Consider the following 19,164-nt stretch of genomic DNA (forward strand, 5'->3'; position numbering starts at 1 on the left):
TTAGGTCACTGTTTCATACTTGTTGTTAAATGCTCTTTGAATCGTGTTTAGAGCAATCGATAACTCTTCATCCGTAACGTTTAACGGAGGTAATAATCGAATAACGTGCTCGCCTGCAGGAACGGTTAATAAGCCCTTTTTCTCTAAGTTTATTATGAGTTCTCCGGCGTTCTCACACTCAATTCCTATCAATAATCCTTCTCCTCTTATTTCTTTTACGGATGGAAATTTTATTAAATGCTTCTCTAATTGCTCTTTAAAGTTCTTACCCTTACGCTCAACCTCATTTAAGAATTCGTCATGAAAGATAATATTCAAAACACTTTGGCTGACTGCACAAGCGAGAGGATTACCTCCAAACGTCGTTCCATGACTTCCTGGTCCAAACGCTTCAGCTAGTTTTCTTTTACCTAACATAGCCCCTATTGGAAAACCATTTCCTAGTCCTTTAGCAAGGGTAACGATATCAGGATCTAATCCGAAGTGTTCATAGGCATATCTTTTACCCGTTCTGCCGATACCCGTTTGGACTTCATCAATGACCAATAAGATATCGTTCTTCTCACAGATTTCTTGCACTTCCTTATAAAAATCTAAGTCAGCGATTTTGATACCGCCTTCTCCCTGGATGACTTCCATCATGATCGCAGCTGTGTCATTGTCTGCTTGATTCTTCAGTTGCTCAATATCGTTCCATGGCAGGTGTATGAATGTTGACACGAGGGGTCCATACCCTTCTTTTATCTTCTGTTGACCAGTCGCCGACATAGAACCGAATGTTCGACCGTGAAATGAATCGTTAAACGTGATGATCTTATTTTTCTTTGTGAATTTCTTAGCCAGCTTGATTGCAGCTTCGTTTGCTTCCGCACCACTATTGCAAAAGAAAGCTAGATCCAAATGCGTGTGATTTACAAGTGTCAGAGCGAGCTGCTCTTGCTGTTGGATTTCAAATAAATTGGAAGTATGCCAAATGCAATCGCTCTGTTTTTGAAGCGCTGCAACCACTTCAGGATGACAATGTCCTAGACTTGTTACAGCTATTCCGCTCGTGAAATCAAGATACCTTTTATTATTTTGGTCAAATACATAACTTCCGTTTCCTTTTTGAAGTTGTATCTGTTTTCTTTTATAAGTTGGAAAAAGTGCACTCATGTGATCAATACCTCCTTAAGCAACTCTGTTCCTGACAGAGTTTGATCGGTAATTCGTACTTGCTTGATGTTTAAATCGAGACATTTTATAGCCGCTTCAACCTTTGGTACCATGCCTCCCTTTATGTGTCCTTCGACAATACTTGTAAAAATGTCAGCGATCGTTAAGCATTCCATCCACTCTCCAAGCACTGAAACACCAGGGGTATCTGTAACAAAACAGATCGACTCAGCAGATAAAGAAGCTGCTGTTTCTCCAGCCGCTGTGTCTGCGTTAATATTAACCGTTTCACCCGACTCTGTTACACCTAGAGAAGCAATGACTGGGACCTTGCCAGCATCTAACACGTTTTGGATAATCTCTGTATTTACTTTCTGTATACTTCCAACCCAACCATAATTCTCTTTATCTAAAAAATCACAAGTGAGTAAGCTATTCTCTTCTCCAGAAAGTCCTTGAGCTGATATACCTTCGTTATTTAATCTCTCTACAAGATTTTTGTTGGTAATGTCCTTTAACGCTGTTTTTACATAGGAAAGTGATTCTGGGCTTGTTACTCGGATGCCATTCTTCATTTGTAACGGCAACCCCGATTCTGACAGCTTTTTATTGATTTCCGGCCCTCCTCCGTGAACGATGACGATCTTTTCACCTTGTTGAATCCTATTTTTAAGAACTTCAAAAAAAGCAGGTTGTAAGTTAGCTAGCGTACTTCCTCCAATTTTCACAACATGAAACACAACACTCGCCTCCATTTAGGTACGATAACTTGCATTAATCTGAACATAATCATACGTGAGATCACATCCCCACGCTCTTCCACTTCCAAAACCTTCTGATAGTTCGACTGAGATATGAATTTCATGGCTTTTTAAATAGTTGCGAATTTTTTCCTCTGAAAATAGTACTGGCTCTCCATCTACTACGACTTCATGTTCACCAATCTGTATTTTTACAGCGTCCGGATTAAACGAAACTCCGCTATATCCAGCTGCAGCAAGAATTCTGCCCCAGTTAGCATCGCAGCCAAACACAGCAGTCTTCACTAAGGGAGAACCTACTACCGTTTTGGCTATGATTCTCGCATCTTTATCGGATGCTGCTCCGCTAACTTGAACCTCGATCAGCTTGCTCGCACCTTCCCCATCTTTTGCAATAAGTTTGCCTAAATCTTCACAAACGAGTACGAGTGCATCTAAGAATAGTTCCCACTCAGGGTGGTCTTTGTTTAACTCTTCATTCTCACCCATTCCGTTTGCAAGCATGAGTACCATGTCGTTCGTCGATGTATCACCATCAACAGTAATACAGTTAAACGTACGTTCTACAGCAAATGACAAAGCCTCGTGGAGATCATCTTGTTGGACAGCCGCATCTGTCGTGATAAAGCCCAGCATCGTAGCCATATTGGGGTGTATCATCCCCGATCCTTTTGCCGTACCTGCAATCGTTATATTCTTATTATTAATTTTCAACGAGTAAGCCGTATTCTTGGAAACCGTATCTGTCGTTAAAATGGATTGAGCAAAATCAATCGAGCCTTTTAACTCAGAATCTAATACTAGGTTTTCAATACCCGTTGATATCTTATCCATCGGCAGATGTTCACCGATTACGCCAGTTGAGGCAACTCCAACATAGTGCGGAGGAATACCCAGCTTTTCGGCCGTCTGAATCTGCATGTGCCGAGCATCATTCAAGCCCCTTTTTCCTGTACACGCATTTGCATTTCCAGAGTTCACGATGATCGCTTGAAGCTTGCCTTCTTGAGAGATACTATTCTGAGTAACTTTTAGTGGTGCTGCCTGTACTTGGTTCGTTGTATAAACACCTGCCGCATTCGCCGGAGTAATACTATACAACAATCCTAAGTCGAGCTTTTTATGTTTCACACCACAATGAAGTCCGCTTGCATAAAATCCTTTTGGCGTCGCGATGTTGATACCTGTTACCTTTTGAATCGTTGCTTTTGTTGCCTGCATATACTGCCTCCTCTAGTTAAGGGAACATCGGCGAAGACTTTAATCCCTTCGTTTCTTCCATTCCGCACATCACATTCATATTTTGAACCGCCTGACCTGCAGCTCCTTTTAATAAATTATCAATACAAGAGATCACCGTGATACGGTTTGTACGCTCATCAACGGCAAACGTAACATCACAAAAATTGGATCCGTACACTTGTTTTGTAAACAGATTTGCTTTTTCATTATGAACTCTGACGAAGTATTCACTGTCGTAATAAGATTCATAGATTTCTTTTACAGATGAAGAGGTAACTGAATCTGTGAGTTCCGCATACATCGTAGTCATGATGCCTCTTGTCATTGGAACAAGGTGTGTATTGAATGTTATTTTCGTTTCGGTATCCGTACATGACTGTATCGTTTGCTCGATCTCTGGAATGTGCTGATGTTGATTGACCTTGTAGATGCCGAGGCTATCATTTACTTGTGCAAAATGCGTTGCTTTACCAGGCGTTGCACCCGCTCCAGAAATCCCGCTCTTTGCATCAATCACGAGTGAAGATGGATGGATCACGTTTTCTTTTAGTAACGGGAGAATACCTAGGAGAGCTGCGGTTGGATAACATCCTGGGTTTGCGATCAGCTTCGCATTCTGTACCTCTTCTCTCTTCCATTCTGTTAATCCGTATACCGCATCATTCACGAGTGATTGTGGAGGAGGCTCTTTTTTGTACCACGCTCGATAGGTATCTGCATCTTTTAAACGAAAATCCCCTGCTAGATCAATGATCTTCAAGTTCTCATCGAGTAGCGAAGGAAGAAACTCTGATGAAACGCCGCTCGGTGCGGAGGAAAATACGATATCTAGGCCATCGGTCGGCAGTTGTTTCAGTGATCTTAGCTTCTGATCATGAACGTGAGACAGATGCTGAATTTCTTCTGAAAGCTCATTACCCGCTTTAGAGGATGAATAGAGAACAACTTCGGTAATCTCCGTATGTGCCGATAGCAGCCGGAAAAGTTCCATCCCACCATATCCGGTTACACCAATAATTCCTGCTCTCATTCCATCACTCCTTAAATAAGTTATGGTTCATTATAGGACTGTATAAAAATTAATTCAATAGTATATTTATAAATAATTTAATTTTAATAAAAAAACTGACTTTTTGGGTACACTTAGATACCACTAAAGCCAGTCTCAAAAATGTTTCTATTGTCTTAAGAATCCACCCTCTGAATGGATGATCTGTCCGGTTATCCATTCTGCTTCAGGTGTTGTTAAAAATGCGACTAACTTTGCCGCATCTTCTGGTTTCCCGATCCTTCCTCCAGGAAACTTAGGCAGAAGAATTTTTTCTAAATCCGGGTTGATCCAGCCCGTATCTGTTGGACCAGGGTTCACTGCATTAACAGTAATTCCTTTATGTCCGATTTCAGCAGCTAAGGATATCGTTAACGCATCGACGGCTCCTTTTGTAGCCGCGTATGCTACCTCACCGAGCATCGGACCTTTCGACTGGCCGGAAGTTAGATGAACGATACTTCCTCTGTCCCCTGTAAAACGCTTGGCAAACTCTATACTTAAAAGAGTTGTTGCACGAATGTTGATTGCATAATGAGCATCTAAAATCTCACTTGTTGTATCTTCCCAGCTGTGATTTTGTGACATACAGGCGTTATTCACAAGTATGCTTGCTACTCCTAATTCACTTTCAACTTTCTCTAGAAGTTTCGGAATGTCTTCTGCAGCACTAAGGTCAATTTCTTCATACAAAGATTTTACTCCGAAATTTTTTAGTTTCTCCACAAGCTGTTCTGGGTCATTTGTATGGTCACCTGTGTGCATGGTTGTGTCATATGTACCCCAAGTCGTAAAGAAAATATTAGCTCCCCTTTTTGCAAGCTCAACACAAACGGCTGCGCCAATTCCGTTTAAACGGCTTGCACCCGTAACAATGGCTGTTTTACCTTCTAAAGAACGATACATCTTGTACCTCCTTATGTAACAGGCGTTTCTGCGCCTTTTCCATCCAATATATTCGTTATGTTTCTGCATGCAAGTTCAGCCATCTTCATTCTTGTTTCCACACTTGCACTTCCGATGTGAGGTAGGGCTACCACTTGTTTCATCGACAGAAGAGGATGATCGACTTCAATCGGCTCTTGCTGAAATACATCAAGCCCTGCACCCGCGATTTCCTGGTTACGTAATGCTTCAATAAGTGCAGATTCATCAACCGTCGCACCTCTGCCTGCATTAATGAATATCGAGCTATTTTTCATACTCTGAAACGCTTCTTCATTAAACATTCCTTTTGTCTCAGATGTTAATGGTGCAAGAGAGACAACAAAATCTGATTGCTTTAAGAGCTCATGAAATTCTTTGTATTCAGCGCCGAGTGAGATTTCTGCATCGGGCTTACGATTTCGATTATGATATAAAATTTTCATATCAAAGCCTTTTGCTCGTCTCGCTACGGCTTCACCGATTCTTCCCATTCCAACAATACCGATTGTTTTATGATGAACATCTGCTCCAGCAAGCAATAGAGGTCCCCAGCTGTTCCACTTTCCTTCTTTCACATAATTTGCTGATTCAACGATTCTGCGCGCTGTTGCAAGAATTAGAGAAAATGCTAAATCCGCCGTAGAATCTGTTAATACATCTGGTGTGTTACAAACCGTTATCCCTTTTTGTTTTGCGGCTTCGACATCGATATTGTCATAGCCTACTGCTAGATTGGCAATTACTTTTACTGAAGATGCTTCATCAAGTAATTCGCTATCGATTTTGTCTGATAGCATCGTGAGCAGTCCATCAGCTTTTTTGATTTCGGTTAAAAGTACTTCACGTGGAACTGCCTTTTCTTCATGTGGCCACATATTGATCTCTGCAATTTGCTCTAGTTGACTAACCGTTTCTTTCGGTAATTTTCGTGTAATAAAAACATAAGGTTTTTGCATACGCTTTCACTCCCTGCTTGCTATTTTCTCATGGGAAAGTGAGAAAATAAAGAAATGGTACTTATGAATGGTGGTTTTAATTACATTGTTGTCTTCGAAAGTAGGTTGATTTCCGTTCCAGGTTGCTCGCTTTCCATGGGGCGAACGGTGTTCGAAGAAGTATGGGTGCTCCTGCGTCTACGAGAAAATCCTATCGAAGCAAGCTTCCTCGTCACATACCTTACGAGAAGAATTTGCAGAGTGGCTGGCACGCTACGCGACGTTAGGAGTCTCCACCTGACCGCTCGTCCCATAGGAGTCGGCAACCTTGCGCTCCAATCAACTTGCAGAGGAAGGGGAAAAAGAACCTACACAAGCAATAATCTATTAGAAGATATGAAAAAGACCAACAAGTAACCAACAGAAAAAAGAGGTATAACTCAAAAATCTTACTTTTTGAGCTACCTCTTTCATTAGATCATGGGAACGAGCCAATCGACCATTGGAATATTTAACTCTTGAACCGGAAGACCGATCGATCTGTAAAAGCTTTTTAAGAAGTATTCATTTTGCTTTTCATACGAGATTAAGTCAGTAAAGCGGCGAACATACAGTTCTTTTCCGATATCTCTCTCATTATTATAATGTTCATCAACCGTATCAAAGTACTGTGAAGGAAAGAGGAGTCTGCCGTATAGAAGCCTCCAAGCCCCTTTAGATAATGGCTTTACTTTTTCATATTCGTCGATCAACTGCAATACTTCGTGACTTCTGAATTCTGGCTGATAGATCTTCTCCCTGATGCATTCTGCAAGGTCTCTCATCGGACTATCGATCACCCAGCCAACAGGCAGTTTCACAAAACTGTTAGACGTCCGAATCCATGACCGCTCACTGAATCGATCGTAACAAATTGCAGCAGAACCTATTCCTTTAGGTCCTCTCTCTAGTTGGTAATCCGTAATATATTGAATTGCATTTTCTGCCATTCCCTCATAATAAGGAAATGTAGTCAAAAATAATTGATCAAAATCGTTTTTTTGCTTTCTGGCTGATATTTCTGCATATCGGTTATGCATTTCATCCACACGATTGATCCATAATAACGGCCATTGTCCGTATGCGATTTGTTCAACGGGATAATACTGTTCAAGCCCTTTTCCTCGCTTATGAAATTCTGCTAGTTCGGAGCCCATTTCAATATTACGATTTTCCCCTTTTTTAGGCTCAACTTTAAAAATGATAACAGACTCACCATCTACATAAGCGCTAGGCATATTGGTGATCGTAGGCTGCAGAACAGGAATGTTCTCTTCTCCACGCTGCTGTAAATAATCACTGATATACATCATTTCTTGCAGTTTCTCATAAGACATCTGCTGCTGCGGTATCACGATGTATTGATTTCCTTTGCAATAGAAGGTCCGATAACCTGATTCAGATCTTCTGTCTTCACAAACTAGTTGATAATGATGAAATATATCTCTTTCAAACAAAGCCGATCCCCCCACCCCTTCAGCTTTCCAGCGGTCGATCTTTTCACACCACCGCATGATTGGATACAACATTGTATGCCCATATAGGCGAAGTGGTTAGTACTTTTTATAAATTCATAACTTTACTATGAAAACATATACTATACAAAGCTAAGGAGACTAACAGAGAAAAGGAGTACAAGGATGCCAAACAAAAAAGTGGAAAAAGTCGAAGAAACTGCTCGCAAACAGCTGAACGAACGGGGCGTTACGGTAAACGATATTGCTGAACTTGTTTATTTTCTCCAAGTCCCCTACCATCCTGATCTTAAAATGGATGTATGTAGAGAAAACGTTGAGAGAGTCATCGCAAAACGTGAAGTTCAGAATGCCATTCTTACAGGCATAGCGCTTGATGTATTAGCGGAACAGAAAAAACTTGAGCAGCCGCTTCAGGAAATATTGGCTCGCGACGAAAGTCTTTATGGGATCGATGAAGTGATCGCACTCTCAATCGTAAATATATATGGCTCGATCGGCTTTACCAACTATGGATTCATCGATAAACAAAAACCGGGTATTCTAGAAAAGCTTAATGATAAGTCTACAGGTATGGTTCACACTTTCTTAGATGACATAGTCGGTGCTATTGCAGCTGCAGCATCGAGCAGATTGGCACATCGTGCAGCAAATGAAGAATAAAAATAAGGCTTAAGAACAAGAGGATCCTCTTTGACTTAAGCCTTTTTCATTTTTTATTAACTGGGTGTTGCTAGATAGCCTCCATCGGGAAAAGCAAGTACCTGAACCGGAAATCAGATTAATTGATCTCCCACTCATCCAATCCGTTAACGGTATACGTTGGATGCACTTCAATTTCTTCAAGGTGTTTCTTAGTTGTGACTCCTGTGTGCACAAGCAGAGTATCTATCCCGGCACGAATACCAGCTAATATATCTGTTTGATAGTTGTCCCCGATCATGAGTGTTTCTTCTTTTTTCGTTCCCAGCGTTTCTAACGCCATCTCCATGATGATGGACTCAGGCTTACCGATAAACGTCGGATCTGTTTGCGTAGAAACCGTAATGACAGAAGTTAGTGAGCCGTTTCCTGGCAGAAGGCCTCTTTCTGTTGGAAGTGCAATATCGCCATTTGTAGAGATAAAAGTTGCTCCGTTACGGACTGCTAGGCATGCTTTTGCTAATTTTTCATATGTGATCGAGCGATCGATTCCGACCACAACATAGTCAGGGTTCTCTTCAACAAGTTGCAGTCCTTGCTCTTGAAGCGCTTCTCTTATTCCATCTTCACCGATACAATAGACAGTCGCATTTTTCTTTTGTTCTGCAATATAATTGGCAGTTGCCATGCTCGTCGTATACACATGCTCTGCTGAAGCTGGAATATCAAACCCTGCAAGCACATCTGCCACTTGCTTTTTTGTTTTAGAAGAATTATTGGTCACAAACAAATAGGGAAGATTTTTTTCGTTTAGTTTTTTAACAAAATCAACGGCCTCGATTATTCGTTCTGTCCCTCGATACATCGTTCCATCCAAGTCGATCAAGAATCCTTTATATGCCTTCATTATGCTCTCTCCTTTTATGTACCTTCTCATTTTACCCACTTCAAAAAAAAACACACCTGAAGCGATTTAGACTTCAGATGTTTGCTTTTCTTCTTTTATCACATAGCAACAATAATCTCCGCCTTTTGCCATGCACGTCTTTCGCTCAACGGCATCTGTTTGAAGCATGCGCTTAAACAGCGAAAGTTCACAAGAGCAGGCTTGCTGATATTCATTAGCTACCTTAGCTATCGGGCAATTGTACTCTGTTAATACGTAGGTTCCTGGATCTTCGCCTCTTTCCCAGTCCACCATATAACCCGCTTCATTTTGTATGTTCGACAGTTCATTTACTTTTTGCTCAAACTCTGTGAGTGTGTTCATTCGATCTTTGTATCTATCCTGAAGACGATTTTCACGACGCTTAAACAATTCATCAATTGTTTCTGTGCCACTCACTTCTTCTATATCTTTTAAAAAATCTACGGTAAGTCCTGAATAGTTACGTGGAAATTGTTCGTCACCGCTTGCTGTAAGATGATAAAAATGAATTGGTCTTCCCATAGCCTGTCGCACAAGAGTCGTTTCAATCACATGGTCACGCTCTAATGTGTTGAGATGACGACGAACCGCCATTTCGGTTATTCCTAGGGATTTCGCCATTTCCGTAACTGTCATCCTCTTATTTCTTTTTAAAAGATAGATGATTTCATCACGGGTTGAGGTGTGATTCTTCATGGTCATCACCATCCTTTGTCACCATTTTATCGTAAATAAGGGTAAACGTACATTTTTAAATATAAATGTATAAAAACTCTACTTATCCTTATTCAGGTAAAAATGCAGAAACTGGCCCCAACTCTTCCTCTAAATACCGTCTTACATGTATTGGGAATGCTGAAAGTTCTTTCTCTTTTGAAGCGATTGTATCGTATATAATTTTACTATCAGCCGAAGTGTAATCTTGAACAAGTGATTTACGAAGGTTCACCACTTCCTTTAGAGATAGTGCTTCATCATTTGGGATTACCTTTTCATCAATCAGGATATCAAGGATATCTTCAAAGCTTCCTGGATCGCGCATGATAAATCCATCAATGATCATATTTCCAACGTCCATCATCGATTCGATCAACATATGTCCGATTCTTTCCACCACAAGTGTTTCAAGCTTATTTTCTGGGGCTGCTACTTCCTTGAACGTATGGATTAACTCATTCATATACACTAAATGTTCATTGATTTTCTTTCGATCAACAAAATACATAGTCATCACCTTTTGTAAGTTTCTCAAGTAAAGTGTAACATAAAGTAAGAGCAATCATATGGACTCAAAATTTAAATTTTGCTTAGTACGAAGGAGGAACAAAATGAACGAGGAAACATTTTTCTTATATGATGATAAAGAAACAACAGAAACGCGCTTTGTAAGCTTCATGGGACGAAATACTCGCTTTGATCTTGCCATCACCAAAACAACAAGACATTACGGTAAAGCTTTAGTTCTGAACATGTTAGGCAGTACGTATGCCATCATCGGTCAAGATGACCTAGAAGAAGAGGGCTATTTAGAACACGCGTTTAATCTAACTGAAGAAGACGCGATGGAGCTTCGTGAATTTTTAGCTGAAGTTGTTTAAGATGTAATCAAAATGTACCAAAAAAGAATCATGCTTTCTTGGAGACACTTTAGATAAGGATACTTTTCTTATCCTAAAATGACCGAAGAGAGGATGGTTTTTTTGTTCGAAAAAGAAAAAGAACAATATACCGATTTTTCGAATGTAGAGACTGGTCGTAATTACGTACTTCCTGAGGATTTACCTGAAGGTCCGTACGGCTCTCCAATCAAGAGAGCTTTAGGAAAATCGACTCCTTGGAGAGAAGAACAGCGTTATTATAGTGCCTTTAACTATGAAAACAAAACCCTTCATGAAGGTCTGGAAAGACAAGATCCTGGTGCTCATCCCACACACGATAATCCAGAATATCATACGGAAAAGCCTTATGAAGATTCTAGAGGCTCGTAAAGTAACCTTGGTGACTTTTTAATAGCCTTTACGTCAAATTTAAGATCATCGCTAAGACAAAGAAAAACCCCTGAAATTTCTCAGGGGTTTACTTTTTTGACTACAAAATACGGACAACCGAAATTACAATATTCGTAAATGTACTCCGGCAGTGTACTGATCTTCGTATCAAACGTAGCCTTTTCATGATTGTCTTCAAAGAATCCACGAAGTCGAAGCTGTTCGTAACCGAGATCACCAACAATATAATCGTATTTATGTAATATTTCACTATAGCGCGCTTTAAATTGTTCCTCGTTAAAGGCTTCTCGTACATCTTCAATCACTTCATAGGAATAATTACCAACTGTAATCAAAAATGCTTCACCTCGTTTCCTGATACTTATTTTACCATGCTTGTACTCGTTTCAGCCAACAATTTCTTCGTAAAGATCTTCCCATTTAAGGCACTCTATAGAATAAGGAGGTGAAACACCTGTGAAAAAATTAGGAATGTTCTTATTGATCGGCTTGATGCTCGCTGGATGCGGCGGTGGTGATCAGAAAAAGATGGGACAAGAATATAAATTTTCTAAAACCAATGTAAAAGATGAGAATCGAATTGGCAACAACATGAACTATGGGGACTTTGGATATATGCGTCATATGTCGGGGGACAAAGTAAAAACAGGAAATGCGGTTCCATACTTAAATCGCCAAAAGCTTGCTGATATGATCTCTGATATGGTCCTTCAACTACCGGATATTAAAGATGTCGGTACATTAGTTACGGATGAAGAGGTACTGATCGGCTACAAAACAACAAACAAGGATCGAAACGCAGCTGCTGACCAAGTAAAGATGACTGGATTCTCTGTCGTTCCAAGATATTATCACGTCTACGTATCTGACGAAAAAGGAATGATCGATAAGATCGAACAATATCAATCACTAAATAATGATACGGAACAGATCGAAGGCATCATGGACACGTTAATCCAACAAATGAAAAAAGCGCCTCAAGGTAAAAAGTGGAACTATGGGGAAAATGAAAACGGTGAGATGAACGGCGAAACAAACAATATGCGTAGTGAAATGGAAGGCAAATAAAAAACCAGAAGCAGATCGTTGCTTCTGGTTCTCTTATTTTTTAGCTATTTTGTGCAGCTGCGTTTACTTGCTCATCAGCATGGTAAGAAGAACGCACAAGCGGTCCAGACTCACAATGCTTGAATCCTTTAGAGAACGCGATATCACGCAGCTCTTTAAACTCATCTGGTGTATAGTATTTTTGTACTTTTAAATGTTTCTTAGTAGGTTGTAGATATTGACCAATCGTCATGATATCTACGTTATTTGCACGTAAGTCATCCATCGTTTCTACAATTTCATCCCACGTCTCACCTAACCCGATCATTAGACTGGACTTTGTTGGGATGTTAGCATTCATTTCTTTTGCACGACGCAAGAACTCCATTGTTCTGTCATACGTAGCACGTGCACGAACTCTCGGAGAAAGACGTCTCACCGTTTCAATATTGTGGTTCATAATATCTGGTTTTGCATCCATCAATGTTTTCAGTGCATCAAAATCACCTAACATGTCAGATGGAAGGACTTCGATGGAACAGAATGGATTACGAGCACGTACAGCACGAACGGTTTCGGCGAATACATGAGCACCGCCATCTTTAAGGTCATCACGCGCAACCGCTGTGATTACAACGTGTTTTAAACCCATTTGCTCAACAGATTCTGCAACACGTTCTGGCTCTTGTAGATCAAGTTCTGTCGGTAATCCTGTTTTAACGGCACAAAAACGGCAAGCACGTGTACAGATATCTCCAAGAATCATGAAAGTAGCCGTTTTTCGAACAGCCCAACATTCATGGATATTTGGACATTTTGCTTCTTCACATACCGTATGTAGCTTTTTCTCACGCATCATTTTTTTAAGTTCTTTATAATTTTCATTCGTGTTTAGCTTTATTTTTAACCACTCGGGTTTACGTACATATTCTTCTTTCTTTGCCATCATCATCACCCCAAATTTTCTTGGTCTTTCGTATAATGAACGTTCGTATTTTAGTTTCTACTTAAACATTATTGTCCCCTCAATACTCTACCATACGACAGGGTAAAATTCCAAACATGAGTTTTTTCCAACATTTTTCCTTCATGTTTTTCCTTAACTTCAACAAACTATAGATAAATGATAAGAAAGGAGTGGATTGGGACGCATGAGGAAATTTTCAGTCCTGTTCCTCACTCTGACAGCCCTTCTAATAACCTTTCTTCCAGAAAGCAGGAGCACGGCCGCAGAGCGATATACGAAAGAAGATGTGGAAAGGCTTAGCCTCTATAAAAAAATGGAGTCCGTTACTCTCATTCCATGGCACTACTTTGCAGGCGTAGACCAATATGAAAGAAGCGTGAGAAAAGCGAGAAGAGATCTACCTGCCAGAAAAGGATTAGTCGGCATTTACTTTTCTCCTTTACAATGGTCTGGACCGATCAACCCTACTATGGACGATACGAACCCTGAACGTATTTCTATGTTTGGTGGCATCGGAAAAGACGGTAACAACGACGGAATTGCAGATCGAAACAACGATGAAGATATTTTATATACATTTAGTGAGATTATTCAAAAGCATGGGCATGATATAGAGAATTTCAGAATCGGCCTTTGGAGCTATTACCAGCGTGATAAAGCCGTGGATATTATTATGGAAAACGCGAAGATCTATGAGACCTATGGAACCGTTTCTCTAGACAAACACAGCTTTATCGTTCCATTAAGATCAAACTATAGTTACCGAAGCACTTGGGGAGACCGACGCGGCTTTGGTGGATTACGTATCCATGAAGGCACAGATATCTTTGCAGATTATGGAGTTCCGGTAAAAGCCGTTTCATACGGAATTGTTGAAATTAAAGGATGGAACCGTTTTGGCGGATGGAGAATCGGTGTCCGTGATATCAATAATGTGTATCATTATTACGCCCATTTAGGCAGCTTTAATAAAACAATTGAAAAAGGATCTATCGTCGAACCCGGAACTGTGCTTGGTTATGTGGGCAGCTCAGGCTACGGTCCTCCAGGAACATCAGGAAAATTCCCTCCCCATTTGCACTTTGGTATGTACCGTGACAACGGATATACGGAATGGGCATTCGATCCATACCCTTATTTAAAAGCATGGGAACGTCAGGAGCGCATTAGCAACAGGCGAAGATAATGATAAATGGTGGCAAAGTTGAAAAAGAAGCTTGAGGGCTTCTTTTTTATATGGCGCTCGTAAATCTCGAGCCTTGCTCTGATTTACGAGCGCTATCATAAGAAAAAAGCTGATTCTTCAATTTGAAGAACCAGCTTTACCCTTTATTTCTTTCTCGAAACGCGAACCACGTTTGCAATACTCGCTAGGAGGCCGCCCCATAGGATAACCATGCCAATCACCATCATTGTAATCGCACTGCCTGTCATATTAGCTGACCTCCTTTTTCTCTACTGCCACTTCAGATTTCCACTTCACTAGACCGAGTACGATGCCGAGTACGATTACGCCAACTGCCACGGCTACACCATACGTAAGGATCAGTTCTGTAGGATAACCTTCATAGTTTTCTGCAAGGTTTTGTTTAATGTTATCAAACATCATGTAACCAAGAAGGATTGGTGTGATCACACCTAGACAAACCTTCCACCATAAACCTGTTCGTAAGTCAGAGATGGCGTTCGCATGGTTTTGAAGTCCAGCCAATTGTCTGACGAACCAAGCAACAATGACTACTTCTACAAGACCTGCTAAAGTGATACCGAAGTTGTTGATGAAGTAATCCACGATATCAAGCATGTACAGTCCGCCTTTTGTAGCGAAAAGTAATGAGATAACAGATGCTACTCCTCCACCCATCAATACAGCTTTTGTTCTAGAAATGCCAAACTTATCTTGTAATGCAGACACATACGTTTCAACGATCGAGATCAACGATGTCATACCAGCGAATACAAGGGTTAAGAAGAAGATTGTTCCAAAGAAGGCATTTCCGCCTGGGAACTCATTAATAATTGCTGGGAATACTTCAAAGGCTAGTCCGATACCGCCTTTTACAACTTCATCAACCGGCAGACCTTGTTGCATCGCCATGAATCCTAAAGCGGCAAATACACCAATACCTGCAAGTAGTTCGAATCCTGAGTTTGCGAAACCTGTAATAAATGCATTATTGTTAATATCTGATTTCTTAGGCAGATAGCTTGAGTACGTTACCATGATTGCAAATGCGATCGATAATGAGAAGAAAATCTGACCGTAAGCTGCTACCCACACCTTACCATTATTCATCATGCTCCAATCAGGTGTGAAGAATGTGTTCAAACCTTGAGCAGCACCATCGAGCGTTACGGCACGAATAACAATTAACGTAAACATAATAACTAAAGCTGGAATAAAAATTTTGTTAAAACGCTCGATTCCTTTCGATACACCTTTATAAAGAACAAGAAGTGTAACGACCCACACGATTAGAAGTGCGATCAGAATACCTGGTACGATACCACCCAAGTCACCAGGCGTCTTGCTTAATTGAAGGACTTCACCGTAGAAGAAGTCAGAAGGCTTGTCTCCCCAAGTTAAGTTTAATGAGTAAATAGAATACTTAATCGCCCAAGCGATGATAACCGCGTAATAAGTAGAAATAACAAATGCTACAAATACTTGCCACCATCCTAGCCACTCCGCTTTTTTGTGAAGTCGGAAATAAGAAAGTGGAGCAGATCCACGGTACTTATGACCTAGCGTAAATTCTAGGATTAGTAAGGGAATCCCTGCCGTTAAAAGTGCTATAAGATATGGGATGAAGAATGCTCCTCCACCGTTCTCATAAGCAACCGCTGGAAATCTCCAGATATTGCCTAGGCCGATTGCTGAGCCGACCGCTGCTAATATAAACCCATAGCGGCTTCCCCATTGCTGCCTATTTTCCATTGTTGTATCCCCCTTTTTATGAAGTCGAAAAGTTTACAATTGTTACTTTTTTCTGATAATTCTGTGTTCAGTATATTACAAAACATGAAAACCTGTCAAAATGTTTTTAGTTATTTTGTCGGAATAAGGGGGAAAAAGTCGTATAAATATAAGAAAAAGTGCCTGGTTAACTACCAGACACTTTCAAAAATTAAGCCTTTAAAGATTGATCACTAATGCTATTTTTACTAGATACTTTTTTAATTATGAAGAGCGCTAAGATAAATATTACAGCAGATGCGAAGAGGCCGACCCAAACACTTTCTGTGAACCCAAGGGCAAGATAACCAACGGCAGACACTCCAGCAGCCACTAGGCTATAAGGAAGCTGGGTCATGACGTGATCAATGTGATGACTTCCCGCTCCTGTTGAAGAAAGGATGGTAGTATCTGATATTGGGGAACAATGGTCACCAAAAACAGATCCCGCTAGTACTGCAGCAAGAACAGGAAGCATTAACTCAATATTTGTAGAAGCTGAAATTTCTGCTGCGATCGGCAGCATTACTCCAAATGTACCCCATGAAGTTCCTGTCGCAAAAGCCATTAACCCTGACAGTACGAAAAGAACAAACGGCAGATAAGCTAAATTCATATGCTGATCAACTAACCCTGCTAGATACGTCCCTGTTCCTAAGCTATCGATGATAGAGATGATCGTCCATGCAAAAAGCAAGATCGTAACAGCACCGATCATAGACTGAATACCGCGTCCCAGTCCTTTTCCTAAGGATGCAGCACCCATCTTCTTTGGAAGGAAGAACAATATAGCAGAAGCTAAACCAAGCAGACCACCATATACTAATGATTTTGGTACATCGGTATTCTCAAAAATAGATAAAAGTGAGATGGCCGTTGGTTCTTCTAGCCCCTTCACATTTTGAATACCTGTATAGATCATGAATCCAACCGTTGAAATAATCAAGATTACGATTGGCCAAACTAGGTCTCCTACTTTTCCTTTGTCACTTTCTTCGAGCTTAATACCTTCTCCGATTGCAGCTTTTTTATCAGCTGCAATCACTTCTCCTGTAGCAAGAGCTGTTTCCTCATGTTTTTTCATCGGTCCAAAATCAAGTTGAAAATACGCTACAGCAAATACTAGGATTAACGCAAACACTGCATAAAAATTCATTGGAATCATTTGAATAAAAGCACTAAACGCAGACATATTTGTGATCTCATGTGTAGCAAAGATCGTTCCGATAATACCGATAATGTACGCGCCCCAACTTGAAACAGGTGAGATTACACACACTGGCGCTGCAGTTGAATCAAGGTAATATGCCAGTTTCGCACGCGAGATGCGATGTCGGTCAGTAATAGGTCTACTTACATTTCCGACAGCCAACGAATTAAAATAGTCATCAATAAAAATGACGAGTCCAAACACAACCGTTAAAAGCTGTGCACCTCTTCTCGTTTTCACTCTAGAAATGGCCCACTCTCCAAAAGCTCTGCTTCCACCTGCTAAAGAGATAATGCTCGTCATCATTCCTAAGATTAATAAGAACAGAAGAATATAAACATTCCACTCATTTAATGCACCGTCTGAAATAAAGTGCCCTTTCACGATCGTACCAATTTCTTTCAGTGTAGCCACAATACTAAAATCGTGAAGCAATAGGGCTCCCGCTAGGATCCCAGCTCCTAATGAGACTAACACTCTTCGCGTTAGAACAACCATCAAGATTGCCAATACGGGTGGTATTAACGCATAAATCGAATTCTCAAATTCCATGATGTTCCTCCTTCTTTTATTTAGCCATCGATATTGAGGAGTTCTTACAGGACGTTGAGGAAAAAAGGACAAAATAAAAAGCGATCAATAGACAAGGAAATAACCTGCTATCAATCACTTAAGTAATTTATGGTTTTCCTCATCGATCAGTAGTCCTCCACTGCTTTTAATTCCCAAGCAGTGACAGTTTTACACTTGTTTAGTGTAAACCCAGCAAAAGTGAACAGACGGTTTACTTTTGCTTCGGCGGAAGTTCCTTTCCTTTTTCTTCACAGACGTCACTCTCTGAAAAAGTACTTATAAAATCCGCTCCTCTACCCCATCGGTGATAGGCTTAAAGACATATAAAATTTTAAATTCAATTTCAATTATAACAAACTAGGACGAATGGTCAACCTAAACAGGATTTGTTAAATGAAGGAAATATATTTATTCTGCTGCTTCTTCCCCACTTGTGTCTTCTGATGGACTATCTTCAGAAGGCTCCAATTCATCATGAGATTCCTTTTCTTTTAAGTCTGGTGTAATCGGCACAGTCGGCTGAATAGGATCTCCAGATTGATTATAATAGACAGGGACTTCCCCTTTAATAAACTGTGCTGTTATCTTTATTGGTCTTTTTACAACTGTCGTTTCTGTCGCAAAAGGAATAACGATCCTCGTTTTCACTGTGACTACAATATCAATATTGATCCACGTATTGTTGATCCCTGAATTCTCTATTTTCTCTTCGATATCTGTGTTCGCTTCACCAATCAACATAAATTTGATAGGAATTTTCGGCCCTAAGTTAGCTAGGAGAGAGTTTCTTGTTGCTTGCCCAAGAGGTATTTCCATAATAACACCCGGTTCGTTCTTATAGGCTGTTATTCCTAACTCATCATTGGTTATTACTTCGTGTGCTTTTCCTTCTTCTATTTCCTTCAGGTATTTTTGAACGACTTTTTGTGACTGGTTGGCAACCTGGTTGACTACACTCTGATTGATTCCAGCAAAGACTACATTTCCTTCTGTATCGGTCTTATATTCGATGATGTCATTCATTTCCGAAGGCCCTAAAATTTCATTGTCGATCGCTTCACTTATTGCAAGTGCGGCGATTTCTTCCGTTTTCTTTTGAGCAATCAACATAAGTGTTGGTTCGATCCCTTTGTTTACAAGCCATAGCCCTTGAATCGTTATAAAAGTAAACAGAATAAATGAGATCAATAGTACAAATCGGAATGGAAGTGGCCCTTTTCGAAGTTTCATTTTTCTGCGCTTAAGCAAAA

21 protein-coding genes and 1 riboswitch are annotated in these 19,164 nt (G+C 40.4%); of the genes, 5 read left to right on the plus strand and 16 right to left on the minus strand.

The annotated features are described in order from the left end of the window. The 7 genes from IHV12_RS01810 to yutH form a co-directional block, all read right to left on the minus strand. Nucleotides 1-1,155, minus strand: a complete 1,155-nt coding sequence (locus IHV12_RS01810; RefSeq protein WP_197189675.1) for an acetylornithine transaminase — start codon at nt 1,153-1,155, stop codon at nt 1-3. Then, nucleotides 1,152-1,895, minus strand: coding sequence for an acetylglutamate kinase (gene argB / locus IHV12_RS01815; protein ID WP_197189676.1), 744 nt, complete (start codon nt 1,893-1,895; stop codon nt 1,152-1,154). Before argB ends, IHV12_RS01810 begins: the two co-directional genes overlap by 4 nt. Before the next feature lie 15 nt (nt 1,896-1,910). Next, nucleotides 1,911-3,137: a bifunctional ornithine acetyltransferase/N-acetylglutamate synthase gene (gene argJ / locus IHV12_RS01820; RefSeq protein WP_197189677.1), complete on the minus strand. Its 1,227-nt coding sequence runs from the start codon at nt 3,135-3,137 to the stop codon at nt 1,911-1,913. Nucleotides 3,138-3,153: 16 nt separating this feature from the next. Then, the gene (gene argC, locus IHV12_RS01825; RefSeq protein ID WP_197189678.1) at nt 3,154-4,188 is read right to left on the minus strand and encodes an N-acetyl-gamma-glutamyl-phosphate reductase; all 1,035 of its coding nucleotides are present in this window, start codon (nt 4,186-4,188) and stop codon (nt 3,154-3,156) included. Nucleotides 4,189-4,335: 147 nt separating this feature from the next. Beyond that, the gene (locus IHV12_RS01830) at nt 4,336-5,112 is read right to left on the minus strand and encodes an SDR family oxidoreductase (protein WP_197189679.1); all 777 of its coding nucleotides are present in this window, start codon (nt 5,110-5,112) and stop codon (nt 4,336-4,338) included. Nucleotides 5,113-5,123: 11 nt separating this feature from the next. Beyond that, complete coding sequence (locus IHV12_RS01835; RefSeq protein WP_197189680.1) at nt 5,124-6,089, minus strand: 2-hydroxyacid dehydrogenase; 966 nt, start codon at nt 6,087-6,089, stop codon at nt 5,124-5,126. Nucleotides 6,090-6,541: 452 nt separating this feature from the next. After that, a complete protein-coding gene (gene yutH, locus IHV12_RS01840; RefSeq protein WP_197189681.1) occupies nt 6,542-7,564 on the minus strand; it encodes a spore coat putative kinase YutH in 1,023 nt (340 codons plus the stop codon). A 183-nt stretch (nt 7,565-7,747) separates the two neighbouring features. On the opposite strand from yutH, the gene IHV12_RS01845 reads away from it, so the two are divergent. After that, nucleotides 7,748-8,245 (plus strand): phosphatidylglycerophosphatase A family protein, encoded by a 498-nt coding sequence (locus tag IHV12_RS01845; RefSeq protein WP_066397286.1) that lies wholly within the window; start codon nt 7,748-7,750, stop codon nt 8,243-8,245. Between the two features lie 118 nt (nt 8,246-8,363). Here IHV12_RS01845 and IHV12_RS01850 read toward each other — a convergent pair whose 3' ends face one another. The 3 genes from IHV12_RS01850 to IHV12_RS01860 all read right to left on the minus strand — a co-directional run bounded on the left by IHV12_RS01850 (nt 8,364) and on the right by IHV12_RS01860 (nt 10,377). Beyond that, entirely contained in the window at nt 8,364-9,131 is a 768-nt protein-coding gene (locus IHV12_RS01850; RefSeq protein WP_197189682.1) for a TIGR01457 family HAD-type hydrolase, read from the minus strand. Nucleotides 9,132-9,197: 66 nt separating this feature from the next. Next, nucleotides 9,198-9,854: a helix-turn-helix transcriptional regulator gene (locus tag IHV12_RS01855; RefSeq protein WP_231620652.1), complete on the minus strand. Its 657-nt coding sequence runs from the start codon at nt 9,852-9,854 to the stop codon at nt 9,198-9,200. A gap of 82 nt (nt 9,855-9,936) precedes the next feature. After that, nucleotides 9,937-10,377: a DUF86 domain-containing protein gene (locus IHV12_RS01860; RefSeq protein WP_197132067.1), complete on the minus strand. Its 441-nt coding sequence runs from the start codon at nt 10,375-10,377 to the stop codon at nt 9,937-9,939. Between the two features lie 103 nt (nt 10,378-10,480). On the opposite strand from IHV12_RS01860, the gene IHV12_RS01865 reads away from it, so the two are divergent. Then, the gene (locus IHV12_RS01865; protein ID WP_197132069.1) at nt 10,481-10,750 is read left to right on the plus strand and encodes a DUF3055 domain-containing protein; all 270 of its coding nucleotides are present in this window, start codon (nt 10,481-10,483) and stop codon (nt 10,748-10,750) included. Nucleotides 10,751-10,843: 93 nt separating this feature from the next. After that, the gene (locus tag IHV12_RS01870) at nt 10,844-11,140 is read left to right on the plus strand and encodes a hypothetical protein (protein ID WP_231620653.1); all 297 of its coding nucleotides are present in this window, start codon (nt 10,844-10,846) and stop codon (nt 11,138-11,140) included. 80 nt (nt 11,141-11,220) lie between these two features. On the opposite strand, the gene IHV12_RS01875 is transcribed toward IHV12_RS01870, so the two are convergent. Then, nucleotides 11,221-11,496: a YutD family protein gene (locus tag IHV12_RS01875; RefSeq protein WP_066238928.1), complete on the minus strand. Its 276-nt coding sequence runs from the start codon at nt 11,494-11,496 to the stop codon at nt 11,221-11,223. Between the two features lie 121 nt (nt 11,497-11,617). Here IHV12_RS01875 and IHV12_RS01880 point away from each other — a divergent pair, with 121 nt between their 5' ends. Then, nucleotides 11,618-12,229 (plus strand): YhcN/YlaJ family sporulation lipoprotein, encoded by a 612-nt coding sequence (locus IHV12_RS01880; protein WP_197189685.1) that lies wholly within the window; start codon nt 11,618-11,620, stop codon nt 12,227-12,229. A 40-nt stretch (nt 12,230-12,269) separates the two neighbouring features. Here IHV12_RS01880 and lipA read toward each other — a convergent pair whose 3' ends face one another. After that, a complete protein-coding gene (gene lipA, locus IHV12_RS01885) occupies nt 12,270-13,154 on the minus strand; it encodes a lipoyl synthase (RefSeq protein WP_197132073.1) in 885 nt (294 codons plus the stop codon). A 205-nt stretch (nt 13,155-13,359) separates the two neighbouring features. Here lipA and IHV12_RS01890 point away from each other — a divergent pair, with 205 nt between their 5' ends. Beyond that, nucleotides 13,360-14,361 (plus strand): M23 family metallopeptidase, encoded by a 1,002-nt coding sequence (locus IHV12_RS01890; RefSeq protein ID WP_197132075.1) that lies wholly within the window; start codon nt 13,360-13,362, stop codon nt 14,359-14,361. A 143-nt stretch (nt 14,362-14,504) separates the two neighbouring features. Here IHV12_RS01890 and IHV12_RS01895 read toward each other — a convergent pair whose 3' ends face one another. The 4 genes from IHV12_RS01895 to yunB form a co-directional block, all read right to left on the minus strand. After that, a complete protein-coding gene (locus IHV12_RS01895) occupies nt 14,505-14,609 on the minus strand; it encodes a methionine/alanine import family NSS transporter small subunit (RefSeq protein ID WP_137791787.1) in 105 nt (34 codons plus the stop codon). A 1-nt stretch (nt 14,610) separates the two neighbouring features. Next, complete coding sequence (locus IHV12_RS01900; RefSeq protein WP_197132077.1) at nt 14,611-16,113, minus strand: sodium-dependent transporter; 1,503 nt, start codon at nt 16,111-16,113, stop codon at nt 14,611-14,613. A 190-nt stretch (nt 16,114-16,303) separates the two neighbouring features. Beyond that, the gene (locus tag IHV12_RS01905; RefSeq protein ID WP_197189686.1) at nt 16,304-17,893 is read right to left on the minus strand and encodes a Na+/H+ antiporter NhaC family protein; all 1,590 of its coding nucleotides are present in this window, start codon (nt 17,891-17,893) and stop codon (nt 16,304-16,306) included. A gap of 142 nt (nt 17,894-18,035) precedes the next feature. After that, nucleotides 18,036-18,218, minus strand: a riboswitch (Lysine riboswitch). 104 nt (nt 18,219-18,322) lie between these two features. Continuing rightward, nucleotides 18,323-19,162, minus strand: a complete 840-nt coding sequence (gene yunB, locus IHV12_RS01910; protein WP_197132083.1) for a sporulation protein YunB — start codon at nt 19,160-19,162, stop codon at nt 18,323-18,325. Nucleotides 19,163-19,164 lie beyond the last annotated feature (2 nt).

This window comes from Fictibacillus sp. 7GRE50 (genome assembly GCF_015903875.1).
GTDB lineage: Bacteria > Bacillota > Bacilli > Bacillales > Fictibacillaceae > Fictibacillus > Fictibacillus phosphorivorans.